The sequence below is a fragment of the Citrobacter sp. Marseille-Q3906 genome (genome assembly GCF_916618775.1).
GTDB classification, from domain to species: Bacteria; Pseudomonadota; Gammaproteobacteria; order Enterobacterales; family Enterobacteriaceae; genus Citrobacter; species Citrobacter murliniae.
The window spans coordinates 424772-447718 of the sequence record NZ_CAKAKA010000002.1; the positions used below are offsets into that span (position 1 = coordinate 424772).

The 22947-nt window shown below is 50.9% G+C and carries 22 protein-coding genes; 14 read left to right on the forward strand and 8 right to left on the reverse strand.

What is annotated here, in order from left to right:
- Nucleotides 1-61: 61 nt before the first annotated feature.
- The 7 genes from entC to LG384_RS06275 all read left to right on the forward strand — a co-directional run bounded on the left by entC (nucleotide 62) and on the right by LG384_RS06275 (nucleotide 7597).
- Nucleotides 62-1237, forward strand: a complete 1176-nt coding sequence (entC, locus tag LG384_RS06245; protein WP_225760633.1) for an isochorismate synthase EntC — start codon at nucleotides 62-64, stop codon at nucleotides 1235-1237.
- Between the two features lie 156 nt (nucleotides 1238-1393).
- Nucleotides 1394-3004 (forward strand): (2,3-dihydroxybenzoyl)adenylate synthase EntE, encoded by a 1611-nt coding sequence (entE, locus tag LG384_RS06250; RefSeq protein ID WP_045440980.1) that lies wholly within the window; start codon nucleotides 1394-1396, stop codon nucleotides 3002-3004.
- Nucleotides 3005-3017: 13 nt separating this feature from the next.
- Nucleotides 3018-3875 (forward strand): isochorismatase, encoded by an 858-nt coding sequence (locus tag LG384_RS06255; protein WP_225760634.1) that lies wholly within the window; start codon nucleotides 3018-3020, stop codon nucleotides 3873-3875.
- Nucleotides 3875-4630 carry a 2,3-dihydro-2,3-dihydroxybenzoate dehydrogenase EntA gene (gene entA / locus LG384_RS06260; RefSeq protein WP_225760635.1) on the forward strand — a complete coding sequence of 252 codons (756 nt, stop codon included), beginning with the start codon at nucleotides 3875-3877 and terminating at the stop codon, nucleotides 4628-4630. The genes LG384_RS06255 and entA overlap by 1 nt, the downstream gene beginning before the upstream one ends.
- A gap of 2 nt (nucleotides 4631-4632) precedes the next feature.
- Nucleotides 4633-5046 carry a proofreading thioesterase EntH gene (gene entH / locus LG384_RS06265; RefSeq protein ID WP_045449489.1) on the forward strand — a complete coding sequence of 138 codons (414 nt, stop codon included), beginning with the start codon at nucleotides 4633-4635 and terminating at the stop codon, nucleotides 5044-5046.
- A gap of 184 nt (nucleotides 5047-5230) precedes the next feature.
- Nucleotides 5231-7336: a pyruvate/proton symporter CstA gene (cstA, locus tag LG384_RS06270; protein WP_225760636.1), complete on the forward strand. Its 2106-nt coding sequence runs from the start codon at nucleotides 5231-5233 to the stop codon at nucleotides 7334-7336.
- Nucleotides 7337-7399: 63 nt separating this feature from the next.
- Entirely contained in the window at nucleotides 7400-7597 is a 198-nt protein-coding gene (locus LG384_RS06275; protein WP_225760637.1) for a YbdD/YjiX family protein, read from the forward strand.
- 11 nt (nucleotides 7598-7608) lie between these two features.
- Here the strand turns inward: LG384_RS06275 and LG384_RS06280 are convergent, their stop codons facing one another.
- On the reverse strand, nucleotides 7609-8697 hold the full coding sequence (locus LG384_RS06280) for an oxidoreductase (RefSeq protein WP_225760638.1): 1089 nt from the start codon (nucleotides 8695-8697) through the stop codon (nucleotides 7609-7611).
- Between the two features lie 132 nt (nucleotides 8698-8829).
- On the opposite strand from LG384_RS06280, the gene LG384_RS06285 reads away from it, so the two are divergent.
- Nucleotides 8830-9990 (forward strand): pyridoxal phosphate-dependent aminotransferase, encoded by a 1161-nt coding sequence (locus LG384_RS06285; protein ID WP_225760639.1) that lies wholly within the window; start codon nucleotides 8830-8832, stop codon nucleotides 9988-9990.
- On the opposite strand, the gene LG384_RS06290 is transcribed toward LG384_RS06285, so the two are convergent.
- The 4 genes from LG384_RS06290 to dsbG form a co-directional block, all read right to left on the reverse strand.
- The gene (locus tag LG384_RS06290) at nucleotides 9991-10608 is read right to left on the reverse strand and encodes a ParB/RepB/Spo0J family partition protein (protein WP_045440994.1); all 618 of its coding nucleotides are present in this window, start codon (nucleotides 10606-10608) and stop codon (nucleotides 9991-9993) included.
- Entirely contained in the window at nucleotides 10593-11816 is a 1224-nt protein-coding gene (locus LG384_RS06295) for a phosphoadenosine phosphosulfate reductase (protein WP_045440996.1), read from the reverse strand. Before LG384_RS06295 ends, LG384_RS06290 begins: the two co-directional genes overlap by 16 nt.
- Before the next feature lie 168 nt (nucleotides 11817-11984).
- Entirely contained in the window at nucleotides 11985-12890 is a 906-nt protein-coding gene (locus LG384_RS06300) for a LysR family transcriptional regulator (RefSeq protein ID WP_045440998.1), read from the reverse strand.
- A gap of 202 nt (nucleotides 12891-13092) precedes the next feature.
- The gene (gene dsbG / locus LG384_RS06305; RefSeq protein ID WP_225760640.1) at nucleotides 13093-13839 is read right to left on the reverse strand and encodes a thiol:disulfide interchange protein DsbG; all 747 of its coding nucleotides are present in this window, start codon (nucleotides 13837-13839) and stop codon (nucleotides 13093-13095) included.
- 373 nt (nucleotides 13840-14212) lie between these two features.
- On the opposite strand from dsbG, the gene ahpC reads away from it, so the two are divergent.
- The 6 genes from ahpC to LG384_RS06335 all read left to right on the forward strand — a co-directional run bounded on the left by ahpC (nucleotide 14213) and on the right by LG384_RS06335 (nucleotide 20869).
- Nucleotides 14213-14776 (forward strand): alkyl hydroperoxide reductase subunit C, encoded by a 564-nt coding sequence (ahpC, locus tag LG384_RS06310; protein ID WP_002894394.1) that lies wholly within the window; start codon nucleotides 14213-14215, stop codon nucleotides 14774-14776.
- A gap of 154 nt (nucleotides 14777-14930) precedes the next feature.
- Nucleotides 14931-16496, forward strand: a complete 1566-nt coding sequence (gene ahpF / locus LG384_RS06315) for an alkyl hydroperoxide reductase subunit F (RefSeq protein ID WP_048221878.1) — start codon at nucleotides 14931-14933, stop codon at nucleotides 16494-16496.
- Nucleotides 16497-16721: 225 nt separating this feature from the next.
- A complete protein-coding gene (locus LG384_RS06320) occupies nucleotides 16722-17282 on the forward strand; it encodes a molecular chaperone (protein ID WP_225760641.1) in 561 nt (186 codons plus the stop codon).
- Entirely contained in the window at nucleotides 17272-19548 is a 2277-nt protein-coding gene (locus LG384_RS06325; protein WP_200010516.1) for a molybdopterin-dependent oxidoreductase, read from the forward strand. The genes LG384_RS06320 and LG384_RS06325 overlap by 11 nt, the downstream gene beginning before the upstream one ends.
- Nucleotides 19545-20102: a 4Fe-4S dicluster domain-containing protein gene (locus LG384_RS06330; RefSeq protein ID WP_045441010.1), complete on the forward strand. Its 558-nt coding sequence runs from the start codon at nucleotides 19545-19547 to the stop codon at nucleotides 20100-20102. The genes LG384_RS06325 and LG384_RS06330 overlap by 4 nt, the downstream gene beginning before the upstream one ends.
- Nucleotides 20102-20869: a DmsC/YnfH family molybdoenzyme membrane anchor subunit gene (locus LG384_RS06335; protein WP_225760642.1), complete on the forward strand. Its 768-nt coding sequence runs from the start codon at nucleotides 20102-20104 to the stop codon at nucleotides 20867-20869. Before LG384_RS06330 ends, LG384_RS06335 begins: the two co-directional genes overlap by 1 nt.
- A 69-nt stretch (nucleotides 20870-20938) precedes the next feature.
- Here the strand turns inward: LG384_RS06335 and uspG are convergent, their stop codons facing one another.
- The 3 genes from uspG to rna form a co-directional block, all read right to left on the reverse strand.
- Nucleotides 20939-21367 (reverse strand): universal stress protein UspG, encoded by a 429-nt coding sequence (uspG, locus tag LG384_RS06340; RefSeq protein WP_005120854.1) that lies wholly within the window; start codon nucleotides 21365-21367, stop codon nucleotides 20939-20941.
- 202 nt (nucleotides 21368-21569) lie between these two features.
- Nucleotides 21570-21980 (reverse strand): nucleoside diphosphate kinase regulator, encoded by a 411-nt coding sequence (gene rnk, locus LG384_RS06345; RefSeq protein ID WP_045441015.1) that lies wholly within the window; start codon nucleotides 21978-21980, stop codon nucleotides 21570-21572.
- 146 nt (nucleotides 21981-22126) lie between these two features.
- A complete protein-coding gene (gene rna / locus LG384_RS06350) occupies nucleotides 22127-22933 on the reverse strand; it encodes a ribonuclease I (RefSeq protein ID WP_225760643.1) in 807 nt (268 codons plus the stop codon).
- Nucleotides 22934-22947 lie beyond the last annotated feature (14 nt).

A 22947-nucleotide genomic window follows, 5' to 3' on the forward strand; every position in this document is an offset into this window, starting at 1 on the left:
GCGACCGAAAATATAAATGATAATCATTATTAAAACCTTTATCATTTTTTTGGAGGATGATATGGATACGTCACTGGCCGAGGAAAAAACGCAGACTATGGCAACTCTCGCTCCCGACAATTTTTTCTTTATGTCGCCGTATCGTAGCTTTACGACGTCAGGATGCTTTGCCCGCTATGCGGAACCGGCAATTGATGGCGATTCGCCAGACAGCCCTTTCCAACAGAAAATGCACGCACTGTTTGCCGATGCTAAATCGCACGGTATCGCAAACCCCATCATGGTTGGAGCTATTCCTTTTGACACCCGCCAGCCGTCATCACTGTTTATTCCTGAGTCATGGCAGACTTTCTCCCGCACGGAGAAGCAAAAATCATCACGTTACTTTACCGCGCATCAGTCACTGAGCGTCATTGAGCGTAAATCGATCCCGGAACAGGACTTTTTTGAACAGATGGTTTCCCGGGCGGCAGCGCTGACGGCAACCCCGGAAGTTGACAAAGTGGTGCTGTCACGCCTGATCGATATCGAGACGGATGCTGTCATTGACAGCGGTGCGCTGCTGGAACGTCTGGTGGCGCAAAATCCGGCGAGCTACAACTTCCATGTGCCATTAGAAGATGGTGGCGTCCTGCTCGGGGCCAGCCCTGAATTGCTGTTACGTAAAGAAGGCGAACATTTTAGCTCACTGCCGCTGGCGGGTTCTGCTCGTCGTCAGCCGGATGATGTACTGGATCGGGAAGCGGGTATCCGCCTGCTGGCCTCCGAGAAAGACCGACATGAACATGAACTGGTGACGCAGGCGATGAAAACGGTTCTGCGCGAACGCAGTAGTGAACTGCAACTCCCGTCATCTCCTCAACTGGTGACGACACCAACGCTTTGGCACCTCGGTACACCGTTTGAAGGTAAAGCCAACGCCCAGGAGAATGCGCTGACGCTGGCATGCCTGCTGCACCCAACACCTGCGCTGAGCGGCTTCCCGCATCAGGCCGCCACGAAATTGATCGCGGAACTGGAGCCATTTGACCGTGAACTGTTTGGCGGCATCGTCGGTTGGTGTGATGCCGAAGGTAATGGCGAATGGGTGGTCACGATCCGTTGCGCGAAACTGCTGCGCAATCAGGTGCGTTTCTTCGCTGGTGCCGGAATTGTCCCTGCCTCATCTCCTGTTGCGGAGTGGCGCGAAACTGGCGCCAAGCTTTCGACTATGTTGAATGTTTTTGGACTGCATTAAGAGCCTGGTCCATCAGGTTATTTTATTTGCCAGTTTGGACACGGACAGCGCGGAGCAACCGGATTGTACTTGTAGTACGTGAGGATTGTGAGCACTGCCCAGGGGCAAACTGGCTGCAACAATATACGCCTTATTGACAGGCTCTAAGGAGTGATGATGAGTATTCCTTTCACCCGTTGGCCGGAAGAATTTGCCCGTCGCTACCGTGAAAAAGGCTACTGGCAGGATCTGCCACTGACTGACATTTTAACCCGCCATGCCGACAGCGATCACACGGCAGTCATTGATGGGGAACGCCATCTTAGTTACCGACAGCTTAACCAGGCGGCTGACAATCTCGCCTGCAGTTTGCGTCGTCAGGGGATCAAACCCGGAGAAACTGCGCTGGTGCAGTTGGGCAATGTGGCCGAGTTGTATATCACTTTCTTTGCGCTGCTTAAGCTGGGTGTTGCGCCCGTTTTTGCATTGTTCAGCCATCAGAGAACAGAGCTTAATGCTTATGCGACACAAATTGAGCCAGCGCTGCTGATTGCCGATCGCCAGCACGCGCTGTTCGCCGGTGACGATTTTCTGAACACGTTTGTAGCGCAGCACAACTCCGTGCGCGTGGTGCTGTTGCTCAATGATGAGGGTGAGCACAACCTGCAAAATGCGATAAGCCAGCCTGCTGCTGATTTTAGCGCCACGCCGTCGCCTGCCGATGAAGTGGCGTATTTCCAGCTTTCCGGTGGTACCACCGGCACACCAAAGCTGATCCCGCGTACTCATAACGATTACTACTACAGCGTGCGTCGCAGTAATGAGATTTGTCATTTTACTGAGCAAACGCGCTATTTGTGCGCTATTCCGGCGGCGCATAACTACGCCATGAGTTCACCAGGTTCGCTGGGCGTATTCCTGGCGGGTGGAACCGTGGTACTGGCGGCCGATCCGAGCGCGACGCTGTGCTTCCCGCTGATCGAAAAGCATCAGGTTAACGTTACGGCGCTGGTGCCGCCTGCGGTGAGTCTTTGGCTACAGGCGATTGGAGAGTGGGGCAGCAATGCGCAACTGGCTTCCCTGACGCTGCTTCAGGTGGGGGGGGCGCGACTTTCCGCAACGCTGGCGGCACGTATCCCGGCGGAAATTGGCTGCCAGTTGCAGCAGGTCTTTGGTATGGCGGAAGGGCTGGTGAACTACACCCGTCTGGACGACAGCCCGGAACGCATCATCAATACCCAGGGGCGGCCAATGTGTCCGGATGATGAAGTCTGGGTAGCGGATGCTGATGGTAACCCTTTACCACAGGGCGAAACAGGACGCCTGATGACGCGTGGCCCGTACACTTTCCGTGGTTATTTCAAAAGCCCCGAGCACAATGCCAGCGCGTTTGATGCTAACGGGTTTTATTGCTCCGGCGATCTGATCTCTATCGATCAGGATGGTTACATCACCGTGCAAGGGCGTGAGAAAGATCAGATCAACCGGGGTGGGGAGAAGATCGCCGCGGAAGAGATTGAAAACCTGTTACTGCGTCATCCGGCGGTGATCCACGCTGCGCTGGTCAGTATGGATGATGAGCTGATGGGTGAGAAAAGCTGTGCCTGGCTGGTGGTTAAAGAGCCGCTGCGTGCGGTACAGGTACGTCGTTTTCTGCGCGAGCAGGGCGTGGCGGAGTTCAAATTACCGGACCGTGTGGAGTGCGTTGAGTCATTGCCGCTGACCCCGGTCGGTAAAGTGGATAAAAAACAATTACGTCAGTGGCTGGCATCACGCTCACTGGCCTGAAGGAGAATAAAAGATGGCGATTCCTAAACTGCAGGCTTATGCACTGCCCACAGCGCTTGATGTTCCGGTGAACAAAGTCGACTGGGCGTTTGAACCAGAGCGTGCTGCGCTGTTGGTACACGATATGCAGGATTACTTTATCAGCTTCTGGGGCGAAAATTGCCCGATGATGAAGCAGGTGGTGGCGAACATCGCCGCGCTGCGCCAGTACTGCAAAGAACACAATATCCCCGTCTATTACACCGCACAGCCGAAAGATCAGAGCGATGAAGATCGGGCCCTGCTTAATGATATGTGGGGACCGGGTCTGACACGCTCGCCTGAGCAGCAAAAAATCGTTGATGCGCTGGCGCCGGACGAAGCGGATACCATTCTGGTGAAATGGCGTTACAGCGCATTCCATCGCTCTCCGCTGGAACAGATGCTGAAAGAGACCGGACGTAATCAGCTGATTATTACCGGCGTTTATGCCCATATCGGGTGTATGACTACGGCAACGGATGCCTTTATGCGCGATATCAAGCCGTTTATGGTGGCCGATGCGCTGGCGGACTTTAGTCGTGACGAACACATGATGTCGCTGAAATATGTGGCAGGGCGTTCCGGTCGCGTGGTGATGACGCAGGAGTTATTGCCGGCACCTGTTCCCACCAGTAAAGAGGCACTACGCAGCGTTATTCTGCCGCTGCTGGATGAGTCCGATGAGCCGATGGATGATGAAAATCTAATCGACTACGGTCTGGATTCAGTGCGTATGATGGCGCTGGCGGCACGCTGGCGTAAAGTGCATAGCGATATCGACTTCGTGATGCTGGCGAAAAATCCGACGATTGACGCCTGGTGGAAACTGCTTTCCCGCGAGGTGAAGTAATGGCCGGGTTTGATTTCGCAGGTAAAACTGTCTGGGTGACTGGCGCAGGTAAAGGTATTGGTTACACCACGGCACTGGCGTTTGTTGACGCCGGTGCGCGGGTAACAGGGTTTGATCGTGAGTTTTCTCAGGATGTGTACCCGTTTGCCACTGAAGTGTTGGATGTGGCAAATGCCGGGCAGGTGGCTGAGGTGTGTCAGCGCGTGTTGCAAAAGAGTGAGCGGCTGGATGTGCTGGTCAATGCCGCTGGGATTTTGCGTATGGGGCCAACCGACGCACTGAGCCAGGAAGACTGGCAGCAGACGTTTGCTGTCAATGTCGGTGGCGCGTTTAATCTGTTTCAGCAGACGATGGCGCAGTTTCGTCGCCAGCAGGGCGGGGCGATAGTGACCGTAGCTTCTGATGCAGCGCACACGCCGCGGATCGGTATGAGTGCTTATGGGGCGTCAAAAGCCGCGCTGAAAAGCCTGGCACTGACTGTCGGTCTGGAACTGGCAGGCAGCCGTGTGCGCTGTAATGTGGTTTCTCCTGGATCGACCGATACTGATATGCAGCGTACGTTGTGGGTCAGTGATGACGCCGAACAGCAGCGTATTCGTGGGTTTGGCGAGCAGTTTAAGCTCGGTATTCCGTTAGGGAAAATCGCCCGTCCGCAGGAAATTGCCAACACCATTTTATTCCTCGCCTCCGATCTGGCCAGCCATATTACTTTGCAGGATATCGTGGTGGACGGCGGCTCTACGCTGGGAGCATGACGATGATCTGGAAACGACATTTAACCCTTGATGAACTGAATGCAACCAGTCAGAACACGCTGGTTGCGCATTTAGGTATCAACTATACCCGACTGGGTGATGATGTACTGGAAGCCGAAATGCCGGTGGATGCTCGTACCCATCAGCCGTTTGGTCTGCTGCATGGTGGCGCGTCGGCGGCGCTGGCGGAAACGCTGGGATCGATGGCGGGCTACCTGATGACTCGCGACGGACAATGTGTGGTGGGCACGGAGTTGAACGCGACGCACCATCGCGCGGTTTCGCAGGGAAAAGTGCGTGGTGTTTGCCAGCCGTTGCATCTCGGTCGTCAAAACCAAAGCTGGGAAATCGTGATTTTCGATGAGCAGGGACGCCGCTGCTGTACCTGTCGTTTAGGAACTGCGGTGATGGGGTGAAGTTGCCGACAGAGTAAAATGAAATTGCATTGTTAACAGGTAAATGAAGTGATCTAGTTAACAATGCAATGTAAATAGTCAGTAGTGTCTCGGGTTTATGTGGTTGTCAGGTTGTTAAATCCGGAAAAGATGTTATAGAAACAAAATGTAACATCTTTCTGGAACACGCAAACGGATAACAACTATGAACAAATCAGGGAAATACCTCGTCTGGACATTGCTCTCCGTCATGGGAGCATTTGTCCTGGGATATATTGCGTTAAACCGTGGTGAACAGATCAACGCGCTGTGGATAGTGGTAGCGTCGGTCTGTGTCTATCTTATTGCCTATCGTTTTTATGGCCTGTACATCGCTAAAAATGTACTGGCGCTTGACCCGACGCGTATGACGCCAGCCGTGCGCCATAACGACGGTCTGGATTATGTTCCCACCGATAAAAAAGTGCTGTTTGGTCACCATTTTGCGGCAATCGCCGGGGCAGGTCCGCTAGTCGGTCCGGTGCTGGCGGCGCAGATGGGCTATCTGCCGGGGATGATCTGGCTGCTGGCCGGGGTAGTTCTGGCGGGCGCGGTGCAGGACTTTATGGTGCTGTTCGTTTCAACCCGTCGCGATGGCCGTTCCCTTGGCGAACTGGTGAAAGAAGAGATGGGGCCGACGGCAGGCGTTATTGCGCTGGTGGCATGCTTCATGATTATGGTGATTATCCTCGCGGTACTGGCGATGATCGTCGTCAAAGCGCTGACTCACAGCCCGTGGGGAACCTACACCGTGGCGTTCACCATCCCGCTGGCGATCTTTATGGGCGTTTATCTGCGCTATCTGCGTCCAGGTCGCATTGGTGAAGTGTCAGTCATTGGCCTGGTGTTCCTGGTATTTGCCATTATTTCCGGCGGTTGGGTTGCTGAAAGCCCGACCTGGGCACCGTACTTTGACTTTACCGGCGTGCAACTGACCTGGATGCTGGTGGGCTACGGTTTTGTGGCAGCCGTGCTGCCGGTATGGCTGCTGCTGGCTCCGCGTGATTACCTCTCTACCTTCCTGAAAATCGGGACGATTGTTGGCCTGGCGGTGGGTATTTTGATCATGCGCCCGACGCTGACCATGCCTGCGTTAACCAAGTTCGTTGACGGTACCGGTCCGGTGTGGACAGGTAACCTGTTCCCGTTCCTGTTTATTACTATTGCCTGCGGGGCGGTGTCTGGCTTCCATGCGCTGATCGCTTCCGGTACTACGCCGAAGATGCTGGCGAATGAAGGGCAGGCCTGTTTTATCGGCTACGGTGGGATGTTGATGGAGTCCTTTGTCGCCATTATGGCGCTGGTCTCCGCCTGTATCATCGATCCGGGCGTTTACTTTGCGATGAACAGCCCGATGGCGGTGCTGGCTCCGGCGGGTACAGTAGATGTGGTGGCTTCTGCAGCACAGGTAGTGAGCAGTTGGGGCTTTGCGATCACCCCGGATACTCTGCATCAAATCGCCAATGAGGTCGGGGAGCAATCCATTATTTCCCGCGCAGGTGGTGCACCAACGCTGGCTGTGGGGATGGCGTACATTCTGCACGGTGCGCTGGGTGGCATGATGGATGTTGCGTTCTGGTATCACTTCGCCATTTTGTTTGAGGCGTTGTTTATTCTGACGGCGGTTGATGCCGGTACACGAGCCGCGCGCTTTATGCTGCAAGACTTGCTGGGCGTGGTGTCGCCGAGCCTGAAGCGTACCGACTCGCTACCTGCTAACCTGCTGGCGACGGCGCTATGCGTACTGGCCTGGGGTTACTTCCTGCACCAGGGCGTGGTGGATCCATTAGGTGGTATCAACACTTTGTGGCCGCTGTTTGGTATCGCCAACCAGATGCTGGCAGGTATGGCGCTGATGCTGTGTGCCGTGGTCTTGTTCAAGATGAAGCGCCAGCGTTACGCATGGGTAGCCCTGGTACCAACGGCGTGGCTGCTGATTTGTACGCTGACCGCTGGCTGGCAGAAAGCGTTTAGCCCTGATGCGAAAATTGGTTTCCTGGCTATCGCTAACAAGTTCCAGGCTATGATCGACAGCGGTAACATTCCGGCACAGTATACTCAGTCACAGCTTACGCAACTGGTGTTTAACAACCGTCTTGACGCCGGGCTGACTGTCTTCTTCATGGTTGTCGTGGTGGTACTGGGTCTGTTCTCCATCAAAACAGCGCTGGCAGCACTGAAAGAGGACAAACCAACATCGAAAGAAACACCGTACGAACCGATGCCAGAGAATGTTGAAGAGATTGTGGCGCAGGCGAAAGGCGCGCACTAAAATTCTCTTAACCAATAAGCCCTCTCCTGAACGGGGAGGGCGTTTGTACGACAGGGAATTACTATGTTTGAAACGCTCTCAAAAGCCGGCAAATATTTAGGCCAAACCGCCCGATTAATGATTGGCGTGCCAGATTACGACAATTATGTTGAGCATATGCGCGTCACACATCCGGACCTGGCACCTATGAGCTATGAGGAATTCTTCCGTGAGCGGCAGGATGCGCGCTATGGTGGGAAAGGCGGCGCACGCTGCTGTTAATGCTCTTCATCTCACACGCTAAACGACTCCACCTTTTCAAATGCGGCACGCAGGGTTGCTGGTGTTAATGTCACCGGCAGCGCGTGAATAGATTCCACCGGGCGCAGAGTATGCGCAATCACTTTATCGATCTCGGCGTGGTTAGTGATATCTACTTCTAACTGGGCCAGCCGGGTAGGTAAATTGAAGCGCTGATAAGCGGCAATCAATTGCGCCAGCACATCGTCTTGTCCCAGCAGCGCGCTCTGCACCAGTATGCCGTACGCCACTTTGGTGCCATGTAAAAATTTCTCCGTCTGTGGGAGCACGGTCAGGCCATTATGTACCGAATGTGCTGCTGCCACGCGAGTGTAACGCTCACCCAGACCACCAACCATTCCACCACCAGCAATAATCGCATCCACCACATCGCAAAAAGCCTGGGTCAGTTCGCCGCGCTGTTTATCTGCCAGCGCCTGTTCGCTGTTTTCGAGCAGGACGTCGCGGATCGCCAGTGCGCCGTTGAGCCCAAGACGTACGGTTAGTGGCAAGGTTTCGGGTTGTGGCGCAAGTACGACGGCTTCATACCACTTCGCCAGCGTGTCACCGATACCCGCCAGTAAATACTCCTCCGGTGCATTGAGTAGGATCCTCGGCTCCACCAGCACCAGGAAATTGGCATCATCGAATATTTCGAAATGCAGTGCCTGACCGGCATCGTTATACCAGACAGAGAGGGGAGTCCAGGCCGCGCAGGTGGCGGCAATGGTTGGGATTGCCACGAAAGGTAAATTCAACCGACGAGCCAGCGCTTTAGCCGTGTCGAGCAGTGCTCCGCCGCCCACGCCAATCACTATGCTGCGGTCATCTCCCGCATCTTTTGCCAGTTGGCACACATCTGTTTCACTGCAATGTCCGGTAAAGAGCAGATGCTTTGCACCGGTGAGATTAAACGCCTCGGGCAGCCAGGGACGGGCAGCGGCGATGGCCCGTTCGCCATAAACCCAGACGGCGCGCGCGAGTTGCCCGGCAGAGAAAAAATCTTCCAGCCTGGAAAGGCTACCGGTATGGGAAAAATAATTGGCCGGGCCGGTGACGACGCGAATCTCGGTATTACTCATGTTGTGTTGTCCTTTTGGCTGTCCTGTCGAGGCAGGTTATTTTTATATAGACGTCTGAACGTCTTGATTGCCAAATACTAGCATCGTGTTATAGTGGCTTCAACAACAACATCACCCGCTGGGATAACAATAATGAGTAATAACCCGCTGATTGTGCAAAGCAAACTGCCAAATTTAGGTACCACTATATTCACGCAAATGAGCGCGCTGGCGCAGGCTTATCAGGCGATTAACCTCTCCCAGGGTTTTCCTGATTTTGACGGCCCGCACTATTTACAACAACGCCTGGCATATCATGTGGCGCAGGGCGCGAACCAGTATGCGCCGATGACGGGTGTACAGCCGCTTCGCGAAGCCATCGCTGACAAAACCGCCGGGTTGTACGGCTACAAGCCAGATGCTGATAGCGAAGTTACGATCACCGCAGGTGCGACAGAAGCGTTGTATGCCGCTATTACAGCTTTGGTTCGACCCGGAGATGAGGTTATCTGTTTTGATCCCAGCTACGATAGCTATGCGCCTGCAGTGGCGTTATCCGGTGGCGTAGTGATACGCATTGCGTTGCAACCGCCGCATTTTCGTGTGGACTGGCAGGAGTTTGCCGGGTTACTCAGCGATCGTACCCGCTTGGTTATTCTCAATACGCCGCATAATCCTTCCGCGACAGTCTGGTGCAATGCGGATTTCGACGCGCTGTGGCAGGCGATTAAAGGGCATGAGATTTTTGTCGTTAGCGATGAAGTCTATGAACATATCTGCTTTGCCGCGCACGGGCACTCCAGCGTGCTGGCGCATCCGCAGTTGCGGGAGCGAGCTGTCGCCGTTTCGTCGTTTGGAAAAACCTATCATATGACCGGCTGGAAGGTCGGGTACTGCGTTGCGCCACAGGCCATCAGCGCAGAGTTACGCAAAGTGCATCAGTATTTGACCTTTTCAGTCAACACGCCGGCACAGCTGGCGCTGGCGGATATGCTGCGGGCAGATCCAGCGCATTATCGTGACCTGCCGACGTTTTATCAGAAAAAACGTGATGTTCTGGTGGATGCGCTGCGTGACAGTCGGCTGGAAATTTTGCCCTGTGAAGGGACTTATTTTCTGCTGATCGATTACAGTGCAGTCTCTGAACTCAACGATGTTGAGTTTTGCCAGTGGCTGACCAAAGAGGTAGGTGTCGCGGCAATCCCGCTGTCTGTTTTCTGCGCCGATCCTTTCCCACATAAACTGATTCGTCTGTGTTTTGCCAAGCAAGAATCGACGCTGTTGGCGGCGGCAGAACGCCTGTCTTCGCTGTAGCTATTTCACAGTCCAGGCTTTGGAAAATCGACGGTCGGTAAATAACTCTTGCAGGCCGTTGATTTGTTTCAGTCGCAACACCTCGTCATTATCCATTCCCAACTCTGTGCTTATTTTCTCTTCGCTCCAGCCCAGTTGCGACAACTCTCTCACTATTTCAGACATGGCGTGAATTTGATGCCGCCCGCGGGCACGGTTATGGCGGATTGTCGCCGCCATACGTTCATGGCGTTCACGATGTAAACAGGTGACGGGAAGATAACCTTTTAACCGTGCTTTCAGTGAAGGTTTGTTTTTGCCTATTTCATGGCGGTGAAAACCATCGACAATCTCATACTCTTCTGCGCTTGATTCAACGACGACAATAGGTTGTGTGAATCCATCTGCCTCAATGGATTTCAGTAGCAGTTTTTTCTCCGGAGGAGCAACGTTGTTCGGGTTGTAATCATTCGGAGAGATATGTTCGTTTTTTATCCATAACACGCAATCTACCGGTTCATTACGAAATGGACTGACGCTGTGAATTGCCATTCTGAATTCATTGATGGCATCAATTCGTTCTTCTTCTGACAGTCCAGAAAGAAACCCGGTAAGTTCCTGAGTTAATCGATGTTGCATAAGAGTCCCCATTCGTGACGTTTTGCTTTCATACGATCGCTATAACGTTGGTAGTTTTTAGGTTTAGTGGGACTAAATGAAAGGGCGCGGCACCAGTAGTCATTATTCAGGAGCACTTTGCAAATACGCCGCCACGACGGAATATCTTTTGAACCAATATCACCCTCTTGCATCAGAGGAATGTCATCTATTCCCTTATTCCTGTACCACTGTAAGTAGACCGCAATTTTGTTGCGGTAATGTTCTGCCGTTGGCACTGGCATGCTGTTCAACAGTAACAGGGCATACTCTTTCCAGTCTAAGTGCTCTGGCTTCAATATTTTCCGGTGACCGTAAAAATGGTTGTCCTGCCCGGCATAAATACCACCACTTTTCACGCCGCTAACGCGGGCGCACATGGCTGCCCAGCGCTCAGGCTCTATAACATGATACAGCCATAGCCCCTGGCGTTGTTCCGGTCCAAACGGTTCACAAATACGCATGTAACGTGTAGGAACGCCAGCCTGATACATCAGGTTATACAAGGGATTACACGGCTTTTGCGTTTTAGCGAACCACGTCCAGATGTCAGCAGTTTTCCAGTCATAAATGGGATAGATATACCAGGTATGCCCCCCAGGCGCTGAGGTGGTCCAGGGTTTATCATCGGCAAAGCGCTGTTTTCGCGAGTTAGCTATCGCTACAAAGCGGTTATATGACTCATCTGAACGTATACCTACCATCATGGCTGCTGGGCGTTTTTCAGAAAACCAATCAGCAAATTCGCGAACAAATTGCTCAAAGGTCATGCCGGATTGATAGAAGGGAAAATAAGACGGATCGGTAATAGCATCTGCGGGAGGTTGACGAACCCACTGTGCATTCGGTTCCCAGCACTGCCATTCGGGTTGATACTGTGAGAGTGAATTTTGTGTTGTTAGCGGTAACGCCACCCAATAAAACGCTTCGATAACATCAGAATAAAGTTCGCGTAACTCCTCTATATGATTGATTGTGCATGAAAATTGTGCCTCCCAGTCGATAAACAAGACGCTGATTTTTTTATGTAACTGGCGTGCAAGCATTGCTGTTAAATGCAGCATTAGCCCGGAATCCTTACCTCCTGATAACGAAACACATATGCGAGGTAAAGTCTCTAGCGTCCAGGATATGCGTTCCTGGGCCGCTTCAAGTACGTTTTGTTTAAGCGGGATTTTGTAAACAGACATATCAAATCCATATGAGATATTACGGGTGACATTCATAATAAATGCTCGTAATAAGATATGCTATTTTGCGTATCGTGCAATCTTTATATATAAATATTCAAATGTTGTATTTGTTACGTAATGACATTTTCTCCATGAATGTATTGTGTAAAAACCTGTTGTATCAAATCACATTCCACTATCCGTTATTTTTTTAATGGTATTAGCGAATCCCTGATTATTAAGTGATGCTCGGTTGTACATTAAAAAAAGCTGTACTTTGGGTAATGCCACATCAATTTTAATCTGTTTAAGATTAAGCGGTGCTGCATAAAAGTCGTAAGCCTCTCGCGGTACCAGACCAATAATATCGGTAGTGGCTATGATATTAGTTATGGAAATTAAAGAGTCACTGTAGAAACCGATTTTACGATTGGTTAAAAAAGAACTCGCTCTTGATTGAAATTCTTTAATGCCTGAGTCATCGGAGAGAAATAATGTAAATTGCTCTTCCAGTATTTGTTCAAGTGTACTGGATTGATTGATCCTTGGGTGATTTCCGCTGCAGATTAACACGTTTTCGATGGTTTTGAATGGGGTGCATATAATTGAGCGATTAGCAATCTGTGACAGCGTGATTATCAGATCAGCTTTTCGGTAAGCCAATAAATCTTCAGCTGTTTCTGCAGACATTAAGATATCCCGATGCTCAATTTCAACGTTCGAATCCTCTCTGAGATATTGAACTAACTTCATCACGCCTGTGGTGGTAATAATTTGCGGACTGTAAATGATAAATTTCTTCTTCAGCGTGGAGTTATTCATTATATTTATTGTCTGCTCCAGACTATTGAGATTATTTTCGAGATGGTGATGCAGGTTTATCCCTGTCACGGTAGGGGTAATTCCCTTTCCGGAGCGGATAAACAGAGGGTCATTAAACTGAGTGCGTAATCTATGTAGCGACTGGCTGACTGCGGATGGCGTAATGTACAGCGTTTCAGCTGCCTTGCTAATACTTAAATGTTGATAGATGCATTCAAAAATAACCAGCAGGTTGAGATCGAATTTTTTGAGGTCGTAAAGGTTAGCCATATATCCATTCCTGTCTTAGCTTTGCTCTGAAATATTCCGTTTCATTATGTCTAAGTTATTAATCATTCTTAGCACATATCCATTTAAATCTTAATGAACAGTTAACTAAAACTAAAGTAGCACAGCCTGTGTTAATTGTACGAGGAAAAAGTGTGATGAGCGATCGATATGAAAATGATAATAATCACTCATCGTATTATCTTTATTCAGTGCCCATAATGATGTTCAATTTTTCCTTATCTGGCAAACCTACTTCCTGTTGCAATGTATTGTCTTTACTCATGTAATAGATTGCCGGTGTCACGTTAGCGCCCAAATCGTCCATTAATTTTTGATTGATATTCAGTGCCTTCAGTTGCTCTGAAGGGGGAGATGCCGGCATGTCCAGTTTCATTTTACCGCTGGAGGCCTCATAGTCGTGCCAGGTCTTAGCCGGATCTTTGGTTGCCAGAATTGCCGCCGCAGTAGCCGGGCTTTCGGGTTTAATCACGCCTACCAGCAGCGTTCGTAACTGAACTTTACCAGATTCAACCCATGGACGCGCTTGCTGCCAGAACTGTTTGCAGTACGGGCAGAAAGGGTCGGCAAATACATAGACGACAACCGGAGCCTCTTTTTTGCCGTCCAGGATCCAGTGTGCTTTTTCCATACGCTGCCACATTTCGCGTCCTGCAGGTGCATAGATTTCTTTTTCTATCAGCTCATTACTGAGGTTTTCGCCTTTTTCGTTATACATATAGCCGGAGATAGCATGTTTTCCGTCTGGTGTGACATAGATAGTCACGCCCATGTCCTGGTATTTTCCCAGGTAGCCTTTCATTCCACCCGGCGCGTCAAACGGCTTCAGGATTGTAATGCCTTGTTTCTCAATCGCTTTAACGGCGTCCGGGAGGTCTTCGGCGTGTACGACGGCAGGTAACAGGGCTAAGAGTAATGTACGTTTGAACATTGATTTTCCTTATAAAATCAGAAGGAAAGGGGGCTGAGTTGTAAAACCTATCACAGCCATAGGTAAGACCGACAGTCTGTCGATTGCCCTTTCGTTCGCTGGGTGATGTAATCCCAATCGCTGTTACAACCTTTGTTAAGGTAATGTAGAGCGCAACACTTAGCCAGCACTGCTGGCACTGAAGTTATCTGCGGGTAACTCGGGTAATGGGGCTCCCTGCAAAGGGGGCCTTTTTTACTTTTGGCTTAGAGTTATCAAAATGGGTTGAGTCGGTTGTTAGTTAACGCTTATTGATTTGATAAAGGAAACGCATTAGCCCTGAGAAGAGATTTTCGTTAACTTATCCCTCAACGAAAACACGGAGGAAGTACAGATGTCTTTGATTAATACAAAAATTAAACCTTTCAAAAACCAGGCGTTCAAAAACGGTGAGTTCATCGAAGTAACCGAGAAAGATACCGAAGGTCGTTGGAGTGTCTTCTTCTTCTACCCGGCTGACTTTACTTTCGTTTGCCCGACCGAACTGGGTGACGTTGCAGACCATTATGAAGAACTGCAGAAGCTGGGCGTAGACGTTTACTCTGTTTCTACCGACACCCACTTTACTCACAAAGCATGGCACAGCAGCTCTGAAACCATCGCCAAAATCAAATATGCGATGATCGGTGACCCGACTGGCGCCCTGACCCGTAACTTTGACAACATGCGTGAAGATGAAGGTCTGGCTGACCGCGCAACTTTCGTTGTTGACCCGCAGGGCATCATTCAGGCAATCGAAGTTACCGCTGAAGGTATCGGCCGTGATGCGTCTGACCTGCTGCGTAAAATTAAAGCAGCTCAGTACGTTGCTTCTCACCCAGGCGAAGTTTGCCCGGCGAAATGGAAAGAAGGCGAAGCCACATTAGCTCCATCTCTGGACCTGGTTGGTAAGATTTAAGTCGCATAATTTGTAGGCCGGATAAACGCAGTGCATCCGGCATTCCACAGGCGCAAATTTGCGCCTGTTTCATTCCAGCACCATGACGCAAGTTGCATTAATGCAGTCCCGCGAAGTCGGCTTGCATGATGATGTTTTCAGAGAGGGAAGAACAATGCTCGACACAAATATGAAAACCCAGCTCAAGGCTTATCTTGAGAAACTGACCAAACCTGTTGAGCTGATTGCAACGCTGGATGACAGCGCTAAATCGGCAGAAATCAAGGAACTGCTGACTGAAATTGCTGAGCTTTCAGAGAAAGTCACCTTCAAAGAAGACAACACTCTGGCAGTACGTAAGCCCTCGTTCCTGATTACGAATCCGGGCTCCAGCCAGGGGCCGCGTTTTGCCGGTTCCCCATTGGGCCACGAGTTTACCTCACTGGTACTGGCACTGTTGTGGACCGGTGGTCATCCGTCTAAAGAGGCGCAGTCTCTGCTGGAGCAGATCAGCGCCCTCGACGGGGATTTTGAGTTCGAAACCTATTACTCTCTGTCCTGCCATAACTGTCCGGACGTGGTGCAGGCACTGAACCTGATGGCGGTTCTGAATCCGCGTATCAAACATACGGCGATTGATGGCGGCACATTCCAGAATGAGATTACCGATCGTAACGTGATGGGCGTTCCGGCGGTGTATATGAACGGTAAAGAGTTTGGTCAGGGCCGTATGACGCTGACTGAAATCGTGGCAAAAGTGGACACTGGCGCAGAGAAACGTGCAGCAGAAGAGCTGAATAAGCGTGACGCTTACGATGTGCTGATCGTCGGTTCTGGTCCTGCTGGGGCTGCTGCTGCAGTTTATTCTGCGCGTAAAGGTATTCGAACCGGCCTGATGGGCGAACGCTTTGGTGGTCAGGTACTTGATACCGTTGATATCGAAAACTATATCTCGGTGCCGAAAACAGAGGGTCAGAAACTGGCAGGTGCACTGAAAGCACACGTTGATGATTATGATGTTGATGTCATTGATAGCCAGAGCGCCAGCAAACTGGTTCCGGCGGCGACGGAAGGTGGCTTGCATCAGATTGAAACCGCTTCCGGCGCGGTACTGAAAGCGCGCAGTATAATCATTGCGACCGGTGCTAAGTGGCGCAACATGAACGTTCCAGGCGAAGACCAGTATCGCACCAAAGGCGTTACCTATTGCCCACACTGTGACGGCCCGCTGTTTAAAGGTAAACGCGTAGCAGTCATTGGCGGTGGTAACTCTGGCGTTGAAGCGGCTATCGATCTGGCTGGTATTGTTGAGCATGTGACTTTGCTGGAGTTTGCTCCGGAAATGAAGGCTGACCAGGTTCTGCAGAATAAAGTTCGCAGCCTGAAAAATGTCGATATCATTCTGAATGCACAAACAACCGAAGTGAAAGGCGATGGCAGCAAGGTTACCGGTCTGGAATATCGCGATCGCGTCAGTGGCGATGTCCACAATGTCGAATTGTCAGGTATTTTTGTTCAGATTGGCCTGCTGCCGAATACCAACTGGCTGGAAGGCTCCGTTGAACGTAACCGCATGGGTGAAATTATCATCGATGCCAAGTGTGAAACCAGCGTGAAGGGCGTTTTCGCGGCTGGCGACTGCACTACCGTACCGTACAAACAGATTATCATCGCCACCGGCGAGGGCGCGAAAGCATCGCTGAGCTCCTTTGATTATCTGATTCGTACAACTACAGCATAAGAAAAGTAAGACTCACCTGCAAAACCAAAACCGTCAGTTACCCACTGGCGGTTTTTTTATTTTCCCCGTCCCCTATTGTCAATTCTTGAAACAATAAATCTGATAAGACATCGTTTTTAACGTAGCGAATGATTTATTTAATCAAAGAATGATTTAGACCTTTCGATATTATAGCGCCTCTGTTTGTTACATATATTCATTATGTGAATGAGGGGCTTTTCATTCATGGATTTAAATTATGAAGCTCTGACGAAATTTGAGTCGGCAGGGTTGTTGTTACGTGATTTTTTTATTTCTTATGACGGGGGTTCACTTAAGTCTGCTTATATTTCACTGGCTGATGAATCGGGTAATTTCACTGGTCAGGACTGGCTGGATATCGAATACGATTTCAATGCGCTTTTTGTCGGCCCGTTAGCGTTGAAAGCTGCACCCTACGCCTCGGTGTACCTGGAAGACGAGGCGCTGGTGATGGGAAAAGCCACCTTGTGCCACCGGGAGTTCATGGAAAAACTCGGATTGTCTGCAAATCAAGAAAATAGCATGCCAGATGATCATATTTCTTATGTCCTGGAGTTGGCAGTTTTACTGAGTGCCAATGCCAGAAAATCTGCTGAATATATGCCGGCATTTAATCAGTATGTAATGGAATATATAGCGAAATGGGTGCCGGATTATATCGATAAAATCAAAATAAATGCACAAACCGCCGCACTGCAAAAAATAGCGGAAAAATTATCTTATTGGCTTGGTGAATTAATAACGAGAGTATCATATGAGCAATGAACAGGGACTTCTGAACAGACGTTCTTTTTTAAAGGGATTGGCTGCACTTAGTGCTGTAGCCGCCTTACCGGGGGGATTATTGTCATCGCGCTGTGCTTACGCGCAACCGCCAGTTCCATTTAACCCTAAAACTTACACTATTCACCGCAATGCATGCCCACGTAACTGCTACGACACCTGCAGCCTGAAAACCTGGGTGAAAGATGATGTGATCACCTTTGTGGAAGGGGCTACGGAGTCCACATTTACCCACGGGACGCCTTGCGTGAAAGGACTGACTTATCCTCGCCGGGTGTACAGCCCCGATCGCATTAAATATCCAATGGTTCAGGATGGCCGTGGTAGCGGCAAATGGCGTCGGGTTTCCTGGGATGAGGCGATGCAACGGATTGCCAAAAAAATGCTGGAAATCAAAAAGAAAGACGGCTCAATGCTGGGGCTGGCTTTGTCTAAATATTCCGGCAACCTCGGAGTGATGGGGTATGCCGTTGAAGGGATGATGTCTTCTCTGGGGTACACCACGCGCTTCGCCGGTACACCGTGCTGGCCTGCGGGTATTGATGCTCAGAATTACGATATGGGGGATATGTGGTGTAACGATCCGGAAGATTTTGTGAAAGCAAAATACATTATCATCTGGGGGGCAAACCCGGCGTGGTGCTCCATGCACACAATGAAGTACATCTACCAGGCTCGGGAAAAAGGCGCGAAGATTGTCGTTATTGATCCGCTGCTGACGCAAACGGCAGCAAAAGCCGACCTGTACCTGCGTGTTCGCCCTGGTTCAGATGGCGCGCTGGCCCTCGGCATGGCACGGCATCTGGTGGATAAGGGGCTGGTTGATCAGGATTTTGTGAACAACTATTCCCATGGCTACGCGGAATTTGAAGACTACCTGCGTAATAACGTCACTGTTGAGTGGGCGTCAGAAATTTGTGGTCTGTCAGCAGAAGTTATCCGCGAGCTGGCGGAGGAGTTTACCGCTGTTAATCCTGCCACCGTGTGGATTGGCTACGGTATGCAGCGGCACGTCAATGGCGGTGCAAACGTGCGAGCGATCGATGCCTTTGTGGCGATGACTGGCAATATCGGTATTGAAGGTGGCGGCGCTCGCTACGGACATTTGCAAACCTGGGGCTACAGTTACCACGGCATGATGCAGAAACCGCCAGAGGGTTCTGTGGGGATGAAAGGTGCTGGTGGCCCGGTGGGTGAGTTTGTCAGCGATAGCGGTGAAAAAAGCGAATACTCTGATCGTGCGTTGAATATCAACCAGACGGCACAGGGCATTCTCGACGCCAGCGAACCACCGGTACGAATGTTATGGGTGGCCTCTAAAAACCCGTTTGCCCAGGATTTCGATCGCAACAAGATGGTTAAAGCGTTCGACAAACTGGAAATGGTGGTTTGCGTCGATCAGTTCTTTAACGAGACTGTTCAGCATGCGGATATTGTATTACCCGTCACCACAACCTTTGAGCAATGGGATGTATCTTCGTCTTATTGGCACTATTGGTTATCCGTCAACCAACCGGCGATTAAACCGTTGTATGAGTGTAAAAGTGACCCGGAAATAGCCGCACTGTTATCTAAAACCATCAATAAACTGGAACCTGGTTCGTGTACCTTCCCGCAAGAGTTTGATACCAAAAGCTGGCTGGATCAGGAATTCAATGAGGCGATGGGCAAACAATTTGGGATTGCTGGCTGGGACGACCTGCTTGAAGGGCCTCGCAAAGCGAAAATGGTCAGCTCTGCGGCCTGGTATGATCGCAAATTCAAAACGCCATCTGGCAAGTACGAGTTTAAATCTGAGCGCTGTGCGGAAAATGGCCACACTGCCTTGCCTGAATATAAAGCTGGTGCCATGGGAACGCTGCCGTTCCACCTGTTTACACCTCACCTCCAGTACGGATTGCATTCACAGTTCGTAAATCTGGACTGGATGCAGGTTTTCTGGCCTGAACCGTTCGTTTATATCCATCCGTTTGCCGCACAGAAAAAGGGTATTGCTGAAGGCGATCTCGTCAAAGTTTTCAACGAGGCGGGTCACGTTGAGCTGCGCGCCAAAATCACTACCAACGTCCCGGAAGATTTCCTTGTGATGTATGAATCCTGGTTCAATAAGCTTAGTTACAACGTCCAGAACGTGGTTAAGGACACTCCGGCCGATATGGGCAAAATGGCGACCGGTGCGCCAGGTGCGGCCATTCACAGTCAATTTGTTGATATTACTCTGTTGGGAAGTAAAGGAGCCGCAGCATGAGACGCGCGTTTTTAGTCAATAGCGATAAGTGCATCGGCTGCCGTGGCTGCGCGATGGCGTGTAAAAGTTTTAACCAACTGGAGCCGGAGCGGTACTGGCGTTATGTCTATCCGCTGGATAAAGAAATTTATCCGCATGAGGAGCGGGCATTTTACTCGCTGGCCTGCAACCATTGTGAAAACCCGGCCTGTCTTGCAGCCTGCCCGGTAGAGGCATACACCAAACGTGAAGACGGCGTGGTTGTGCATAACCCGGAGCGCTGCATCGGGTGTAAAAACTGTATCCGCAATTGTCCTTACGGCGCTCCGCGCTTTAATGAGGAAACGAAAAAAGCGGAAAAATGCAGTATGTGTTACGAGCGTCTTGATATCGGTATGAATCCGGCGTGTGTGAATGCCTGCCCGGTGGGGGCGCTAACGCTTATTGACCTGGATGCCGACCCCATACCAAATAATGCGGTGCAGTACCCGCCGGGATTCCCGCGTATGCCGCAGCTTAACCCCGGGACGCGTTTCATACTGGCACGTCAACCGAAGCAACCGGAGGGCAAGTAATGGAAAAATACGAACTTCCTCTGGTGGTCTTTACCGTACTCAGCCAGATGTCGGTGGGGATGACGTTAATCCTGACGTTGCGTACGCTGCGTGGAGAACTGGAAAGTAAACGTCTTTATTGGCTGGTCAGCGGACTGTTACTGGCGGCGGCATCCGTTGCGGCGGTATTACACCTCGCGCATCCGGAGCGTGCCTACAATGCCCTGATTAACTTACAGCACGCCTGGCTGAGCCGCGAAATTCTCGGCGCAACGTTATACGGCGCGGCGGTCGGCGTAACGTTTTTGGCTAAAGGGCATAAGATCCCGGCTGTACTGGCATCCCTTCTCGGTATGGCGCTGGTGGCGGTGCAGGGCATGACCTATGCCGCGCCAGCGATGGTCGCTATCGCCAATGGTCTGACGATGCTGCTGTTCTTTATCACTGTATGGGTAATGGGTTGTGCGGCGATCCCACTGTTGAATCTCACGCCGGCAGTTACTGCATTGCGTCAGGGGATCCTGGTCTGCATGGCGGTACTGATTGCCGCGCCGATTATCTGGCTAAGTGGTGGAACAATCATGCAGATGACGGCTCATGCCTGGCTTACATCCCCGCTTTACCTGGCAAGTCTGGTGTGCCTGGCGGTGGCGTTCGTGCTGAGCCGCATTGGTGAACGTAGAGCGAAAACACTCTTTGTACTGCTGTTCATTGGCGTGTTTTTGAGTCGTTTGACCTTCTTTGGTGATACCGTCAGCACCATCGTGAATATTGGTCATTTGTACTGAGGGCCATAAAATATAAACCCCAGCCAGGTAAAATCCTGGCTGGGGTTTTCTGTCTTATCTTAGTTCGAATTAACGCACAACCAGTACCGGTAGAGTTGCATGGCGAACCACGCTGGAGGCGTTAGAACCGAGGAGGTGCGTGCTAATTGACGGATTGCGTGAGCCAATGACCACTACATCCGCATTCAGTTCTTCACCCAACTCATTGACGACGTCACGCACGCTGCCAAAGCGGACATGCTGCTTGATCCGCGAAGGATCGATGCTGAAGTGGCCGACCATAGTTTGCAGACGAGTTTCTGCTTCGTGTTGCAGATGCTCTTCAAAACGGCGAACGTCAGCGGCAAAACGGTGCAGGCTTAAGCTGGCTGAACCCGGAAGCACATGCAGCAGGTGGATCACACCTTTATCTTGTGCCAGAAATTCTGCATGGCGAACAGCCTTGTCGCTCAGTTCCATTTCAAATACATCAACAGGCATTATGATTGTGTTGTACATAAGCATTCTCCTTGTCATTACATGAATACATAACAGCATACTATTAAATATGATTCTGTCAGTCACGACACAGATTTATGTTTTGCCAACAGAAGTGCGGGAAACAGCAATAAAGCTAATGCAACGGTGATAGGAATGAAACCGGAAAGAGGATGCGGATGCATCCCCTGTAAGATAAAGCGGGTGCTTTGATAAGACAGAGTTAGCGCAGGTAGTCGCCCGCAGCTTCAGGCTGGTACTCAAGCGCAATGACTTCAAGGTGAGTTGATGTACCGCCTGGTAGCTCCCAGTGGATAGTGTCGCCAACGCGCAGACCCAGCAGGGCGGCACCAACGGGCGCCATTACCGAAAGCTGAGTATTGCTGTCAGTCATATTGGCCGGATACACCAGAGTACGCACACGGATTTCGCCATCACTCAGATTGCGGAACTTCACACGACTGTTCATGGTCACCACATCGTGCGGCATGGTTTCTGGAGAACACATTTGGGCACGATCCAGCTCGGCGTTTAAAGCGTCGGCAATCGGTAAACCAGCAAACGCAGGTTGCTCCAACAGGCGGTCAATGCGTTCGGCATCGAGGTCGTTAATGATGATAGTTGGTCTGGACATTTATTACTCCATGTCGTCGATACTGCGGGTGCGCAGGTAAATAATCCCAAAAGAAAACCCTCACCGTCAGGCGGCAAGGGTTTAACTTCACCGATGATACTGAGACTTACCCCAGGTTTGAAGTGATTTAGTTCACATTCAGGCGATCAATAACCGACTTTATCAAGTACGAATCGTTTACCGCAGTTACCAGGATGCGGTTGTGACAGGAACGATGTCGCAGAAAGCGGGGCGTTAATCATAGCGGCCTTAAGCGTAAATTGAATTTCCGTCAGATAAGCCGGGTTACCGTGGCAGCTTAATTTCACCGCTTTCACGCTCTCTTTGCCCCATGTTTTGGCAATTGCTGCGTCAAAATCATCGCGACTGACCATTTTTCCATAGTTGTCCGCAAGAAAGACGCCCAATGCGCTGTTCTTTACTTCACTATTCAGACGCACCATCGTACCGAAGTATGCGTCAGGGTCAAAACCAAAGCAGGCCCCGTGTTTGGCGTATTCGTAACGCTCCAGGCAGGATTTACCACCGGCACCGGGCATCACAGTGCTTAGTTTTGCCGTGCTTTCCGGTGACAGACCGGTTTGTGGTGCGGCACATTTACGACTGGCACGGGCTTCCGGCAGGTTGGGAATAGGGCGAGTTGCGCAGCCAAAACGCATCCACCGACGATTATCCACACCGCGCGCGGCGATTGATTTAGGCAGACCTGGCCACAAGCCGTGAACGGTCAGGAAATCCGCTTTGTTTGCGGTCTCTTTTTGCAGGCGGCATTCGTCGGGTTCCTGACGGTTACGTTCATGTTGACTCTGACAAAACCCAGTCTGCCAGGAGAGTGCCAGCACGTAGCTGTTAAAATCGCTGTACTGTTTTGCCTGAAGCTCGTCGGCATGAGCCACTGAAACCGGGAGCACAAGCGCAGCCAGTAAAGAACAATAACGCCATCTTGATGTCATGATGAATTCGGATA

Bases quoted from the DNA above. Each gene is read 5' to 3' on its own strand.
- entC (WP_225760633.1), top strand. From the start codon at position 62: ATGGATACGTCACTGGCCGAGGAAAAAACGCAGACTATGGCAACTCTC.
- entE (WP_045440980.1), top strand. From the start codon at position 1,394: ATGAGTATTCCTTTCACCCGTTGGCCGGAAGAATTTGCCCGTCGCTAC.
- LG384_RS06255 (WP_225760634.1), top strand. From the start codon at position 3,018: ATGGCGATTCCTAAACTGCAGGCTTATGCACTGCCCACAGCGCTTGAT.
- entA (WP_225760635.1), top strand. From the start codon at position 3,875: ATGGCCGGGTTTGATTTCGCAGGTAAAACTGTCTGGGTGACTGGCGCA.
- entH (WP_045449489.1), top strand. From the start codon at position 4,633: ATGATCTGGAAACGACATTTAACCCTTGATGAACTGAATGCAACCAGT.
- cstA (WP_225760636.1), top strand. From the start codon at position 5,231: ATGAACAAATCAGGGAAATACCTCGTCTGGACATTGCTCTCCGTCATG.
- LG384_RS06275 (WP_225760637.1), top strand. From the start codon at position 7,400: ATGTTTGAAACGCTCTCAAAAGCCGGCAAATATTTAGGCCAAACCGCC.
- LG384_RS06280 (WP_225760638.1), bottom strand. From the start codon at position 8,697: ATGAGTAATACCGAGATTCGCGTCGTCACCGGCCCGGCCAATTATTTT.
- LG384_RS06285 (WP_225760639.1), top strand. From the start codon at position 8,830: ATGAGTAATAACCCGCTGATTGTGCAAAGCAAACTGCCAAATTTAGGT.
- LG384_RS06290 (WP_045440994.1), bottom strand. From the start codon at position 10,608: ATGCAACATCGATTAACTCAGGAACTTACCGGGTTTCTTTCTGGACTG.
- LG384_RS06295 (WP_045440996.1), bottom strand. From the start codon at position 11,816: ATGTCTGTTTACAAAATCCCGCTTAAACAAAACGTACTTGAAGCGGCC.
- LG384_RS06300 (WP_045440998.1), bottom strand. From the start codon at position 12,890: ATGGCTAACCTTTACGACCTCAAAAAATTCGATCTCAACCTGCTGGTT.
- dsbG (WP_225760640.1), bottom strand. From the start codon at position 13,839: ATGTTCAAACGTACATTACTCTTAGCCCTGTTACCTGCCGTCGTACAC.
- ahpC (WP_002894394.1), top strand. From the start codon at position 14,213: ATGTCTTTGATTAATACAAAAATTAAACCTTTCAAAAACCAGGCGTTC.
- ahpF (WP_048221878.1), top strand. From the start codon at position 14,931: ATGCTCGACACAAATATGAAAACCCAGCTCAAGGCTTATCTTGAGAAA.
- LG384_RS06320 (WP_225760641.1), top strand. From the start codon at position 16,722: ATGGATTTAAATTATGAAGCTCTGACGAAATTTGAGTCGGCAGGGTTG.
- LG384_RS06325 (WP_200010516.1), top strand. From the start codon at position 17,272: ATGAGCAATGAACAGGGACTTCTGAACAGACGTTCTTTTTTAAAGGGA.
- LG384_RS06330 (WP_045441010.1), top strand. From the start codon at position 19,545: ATGAGACGCGCGTTTTTAGTCAATAGCGATAAGTGCATCGGCTGCCGT.
- LG384_RS06335 (WP_225760642.1), top strand. From the start codon at position 20,102: ATGGAAAAATACGAACTTCCTCTGGTGGTCTTTACCGTACTCAGCCAG.
- uspG (WP_005120854.1), bottom strand. From the start codon at position 21,367: ATGTACAACACAATCATAATGCCTGTTGATGTATTTGAAATGGAACTG.
- rnk (WP_045441015.1), bottom strand. From the start codon at position 21,980: ATGTCCAGACCAACTATCATCATTAACGACCTCGATGCCGAACGCATT.
- rna (WP_225760643.1), bottom strand. From the start codon at position 22,933: ATGACATCAAGATGGCGTTATTGTTCTTTACTGGCTGCGCTTGTGCTC.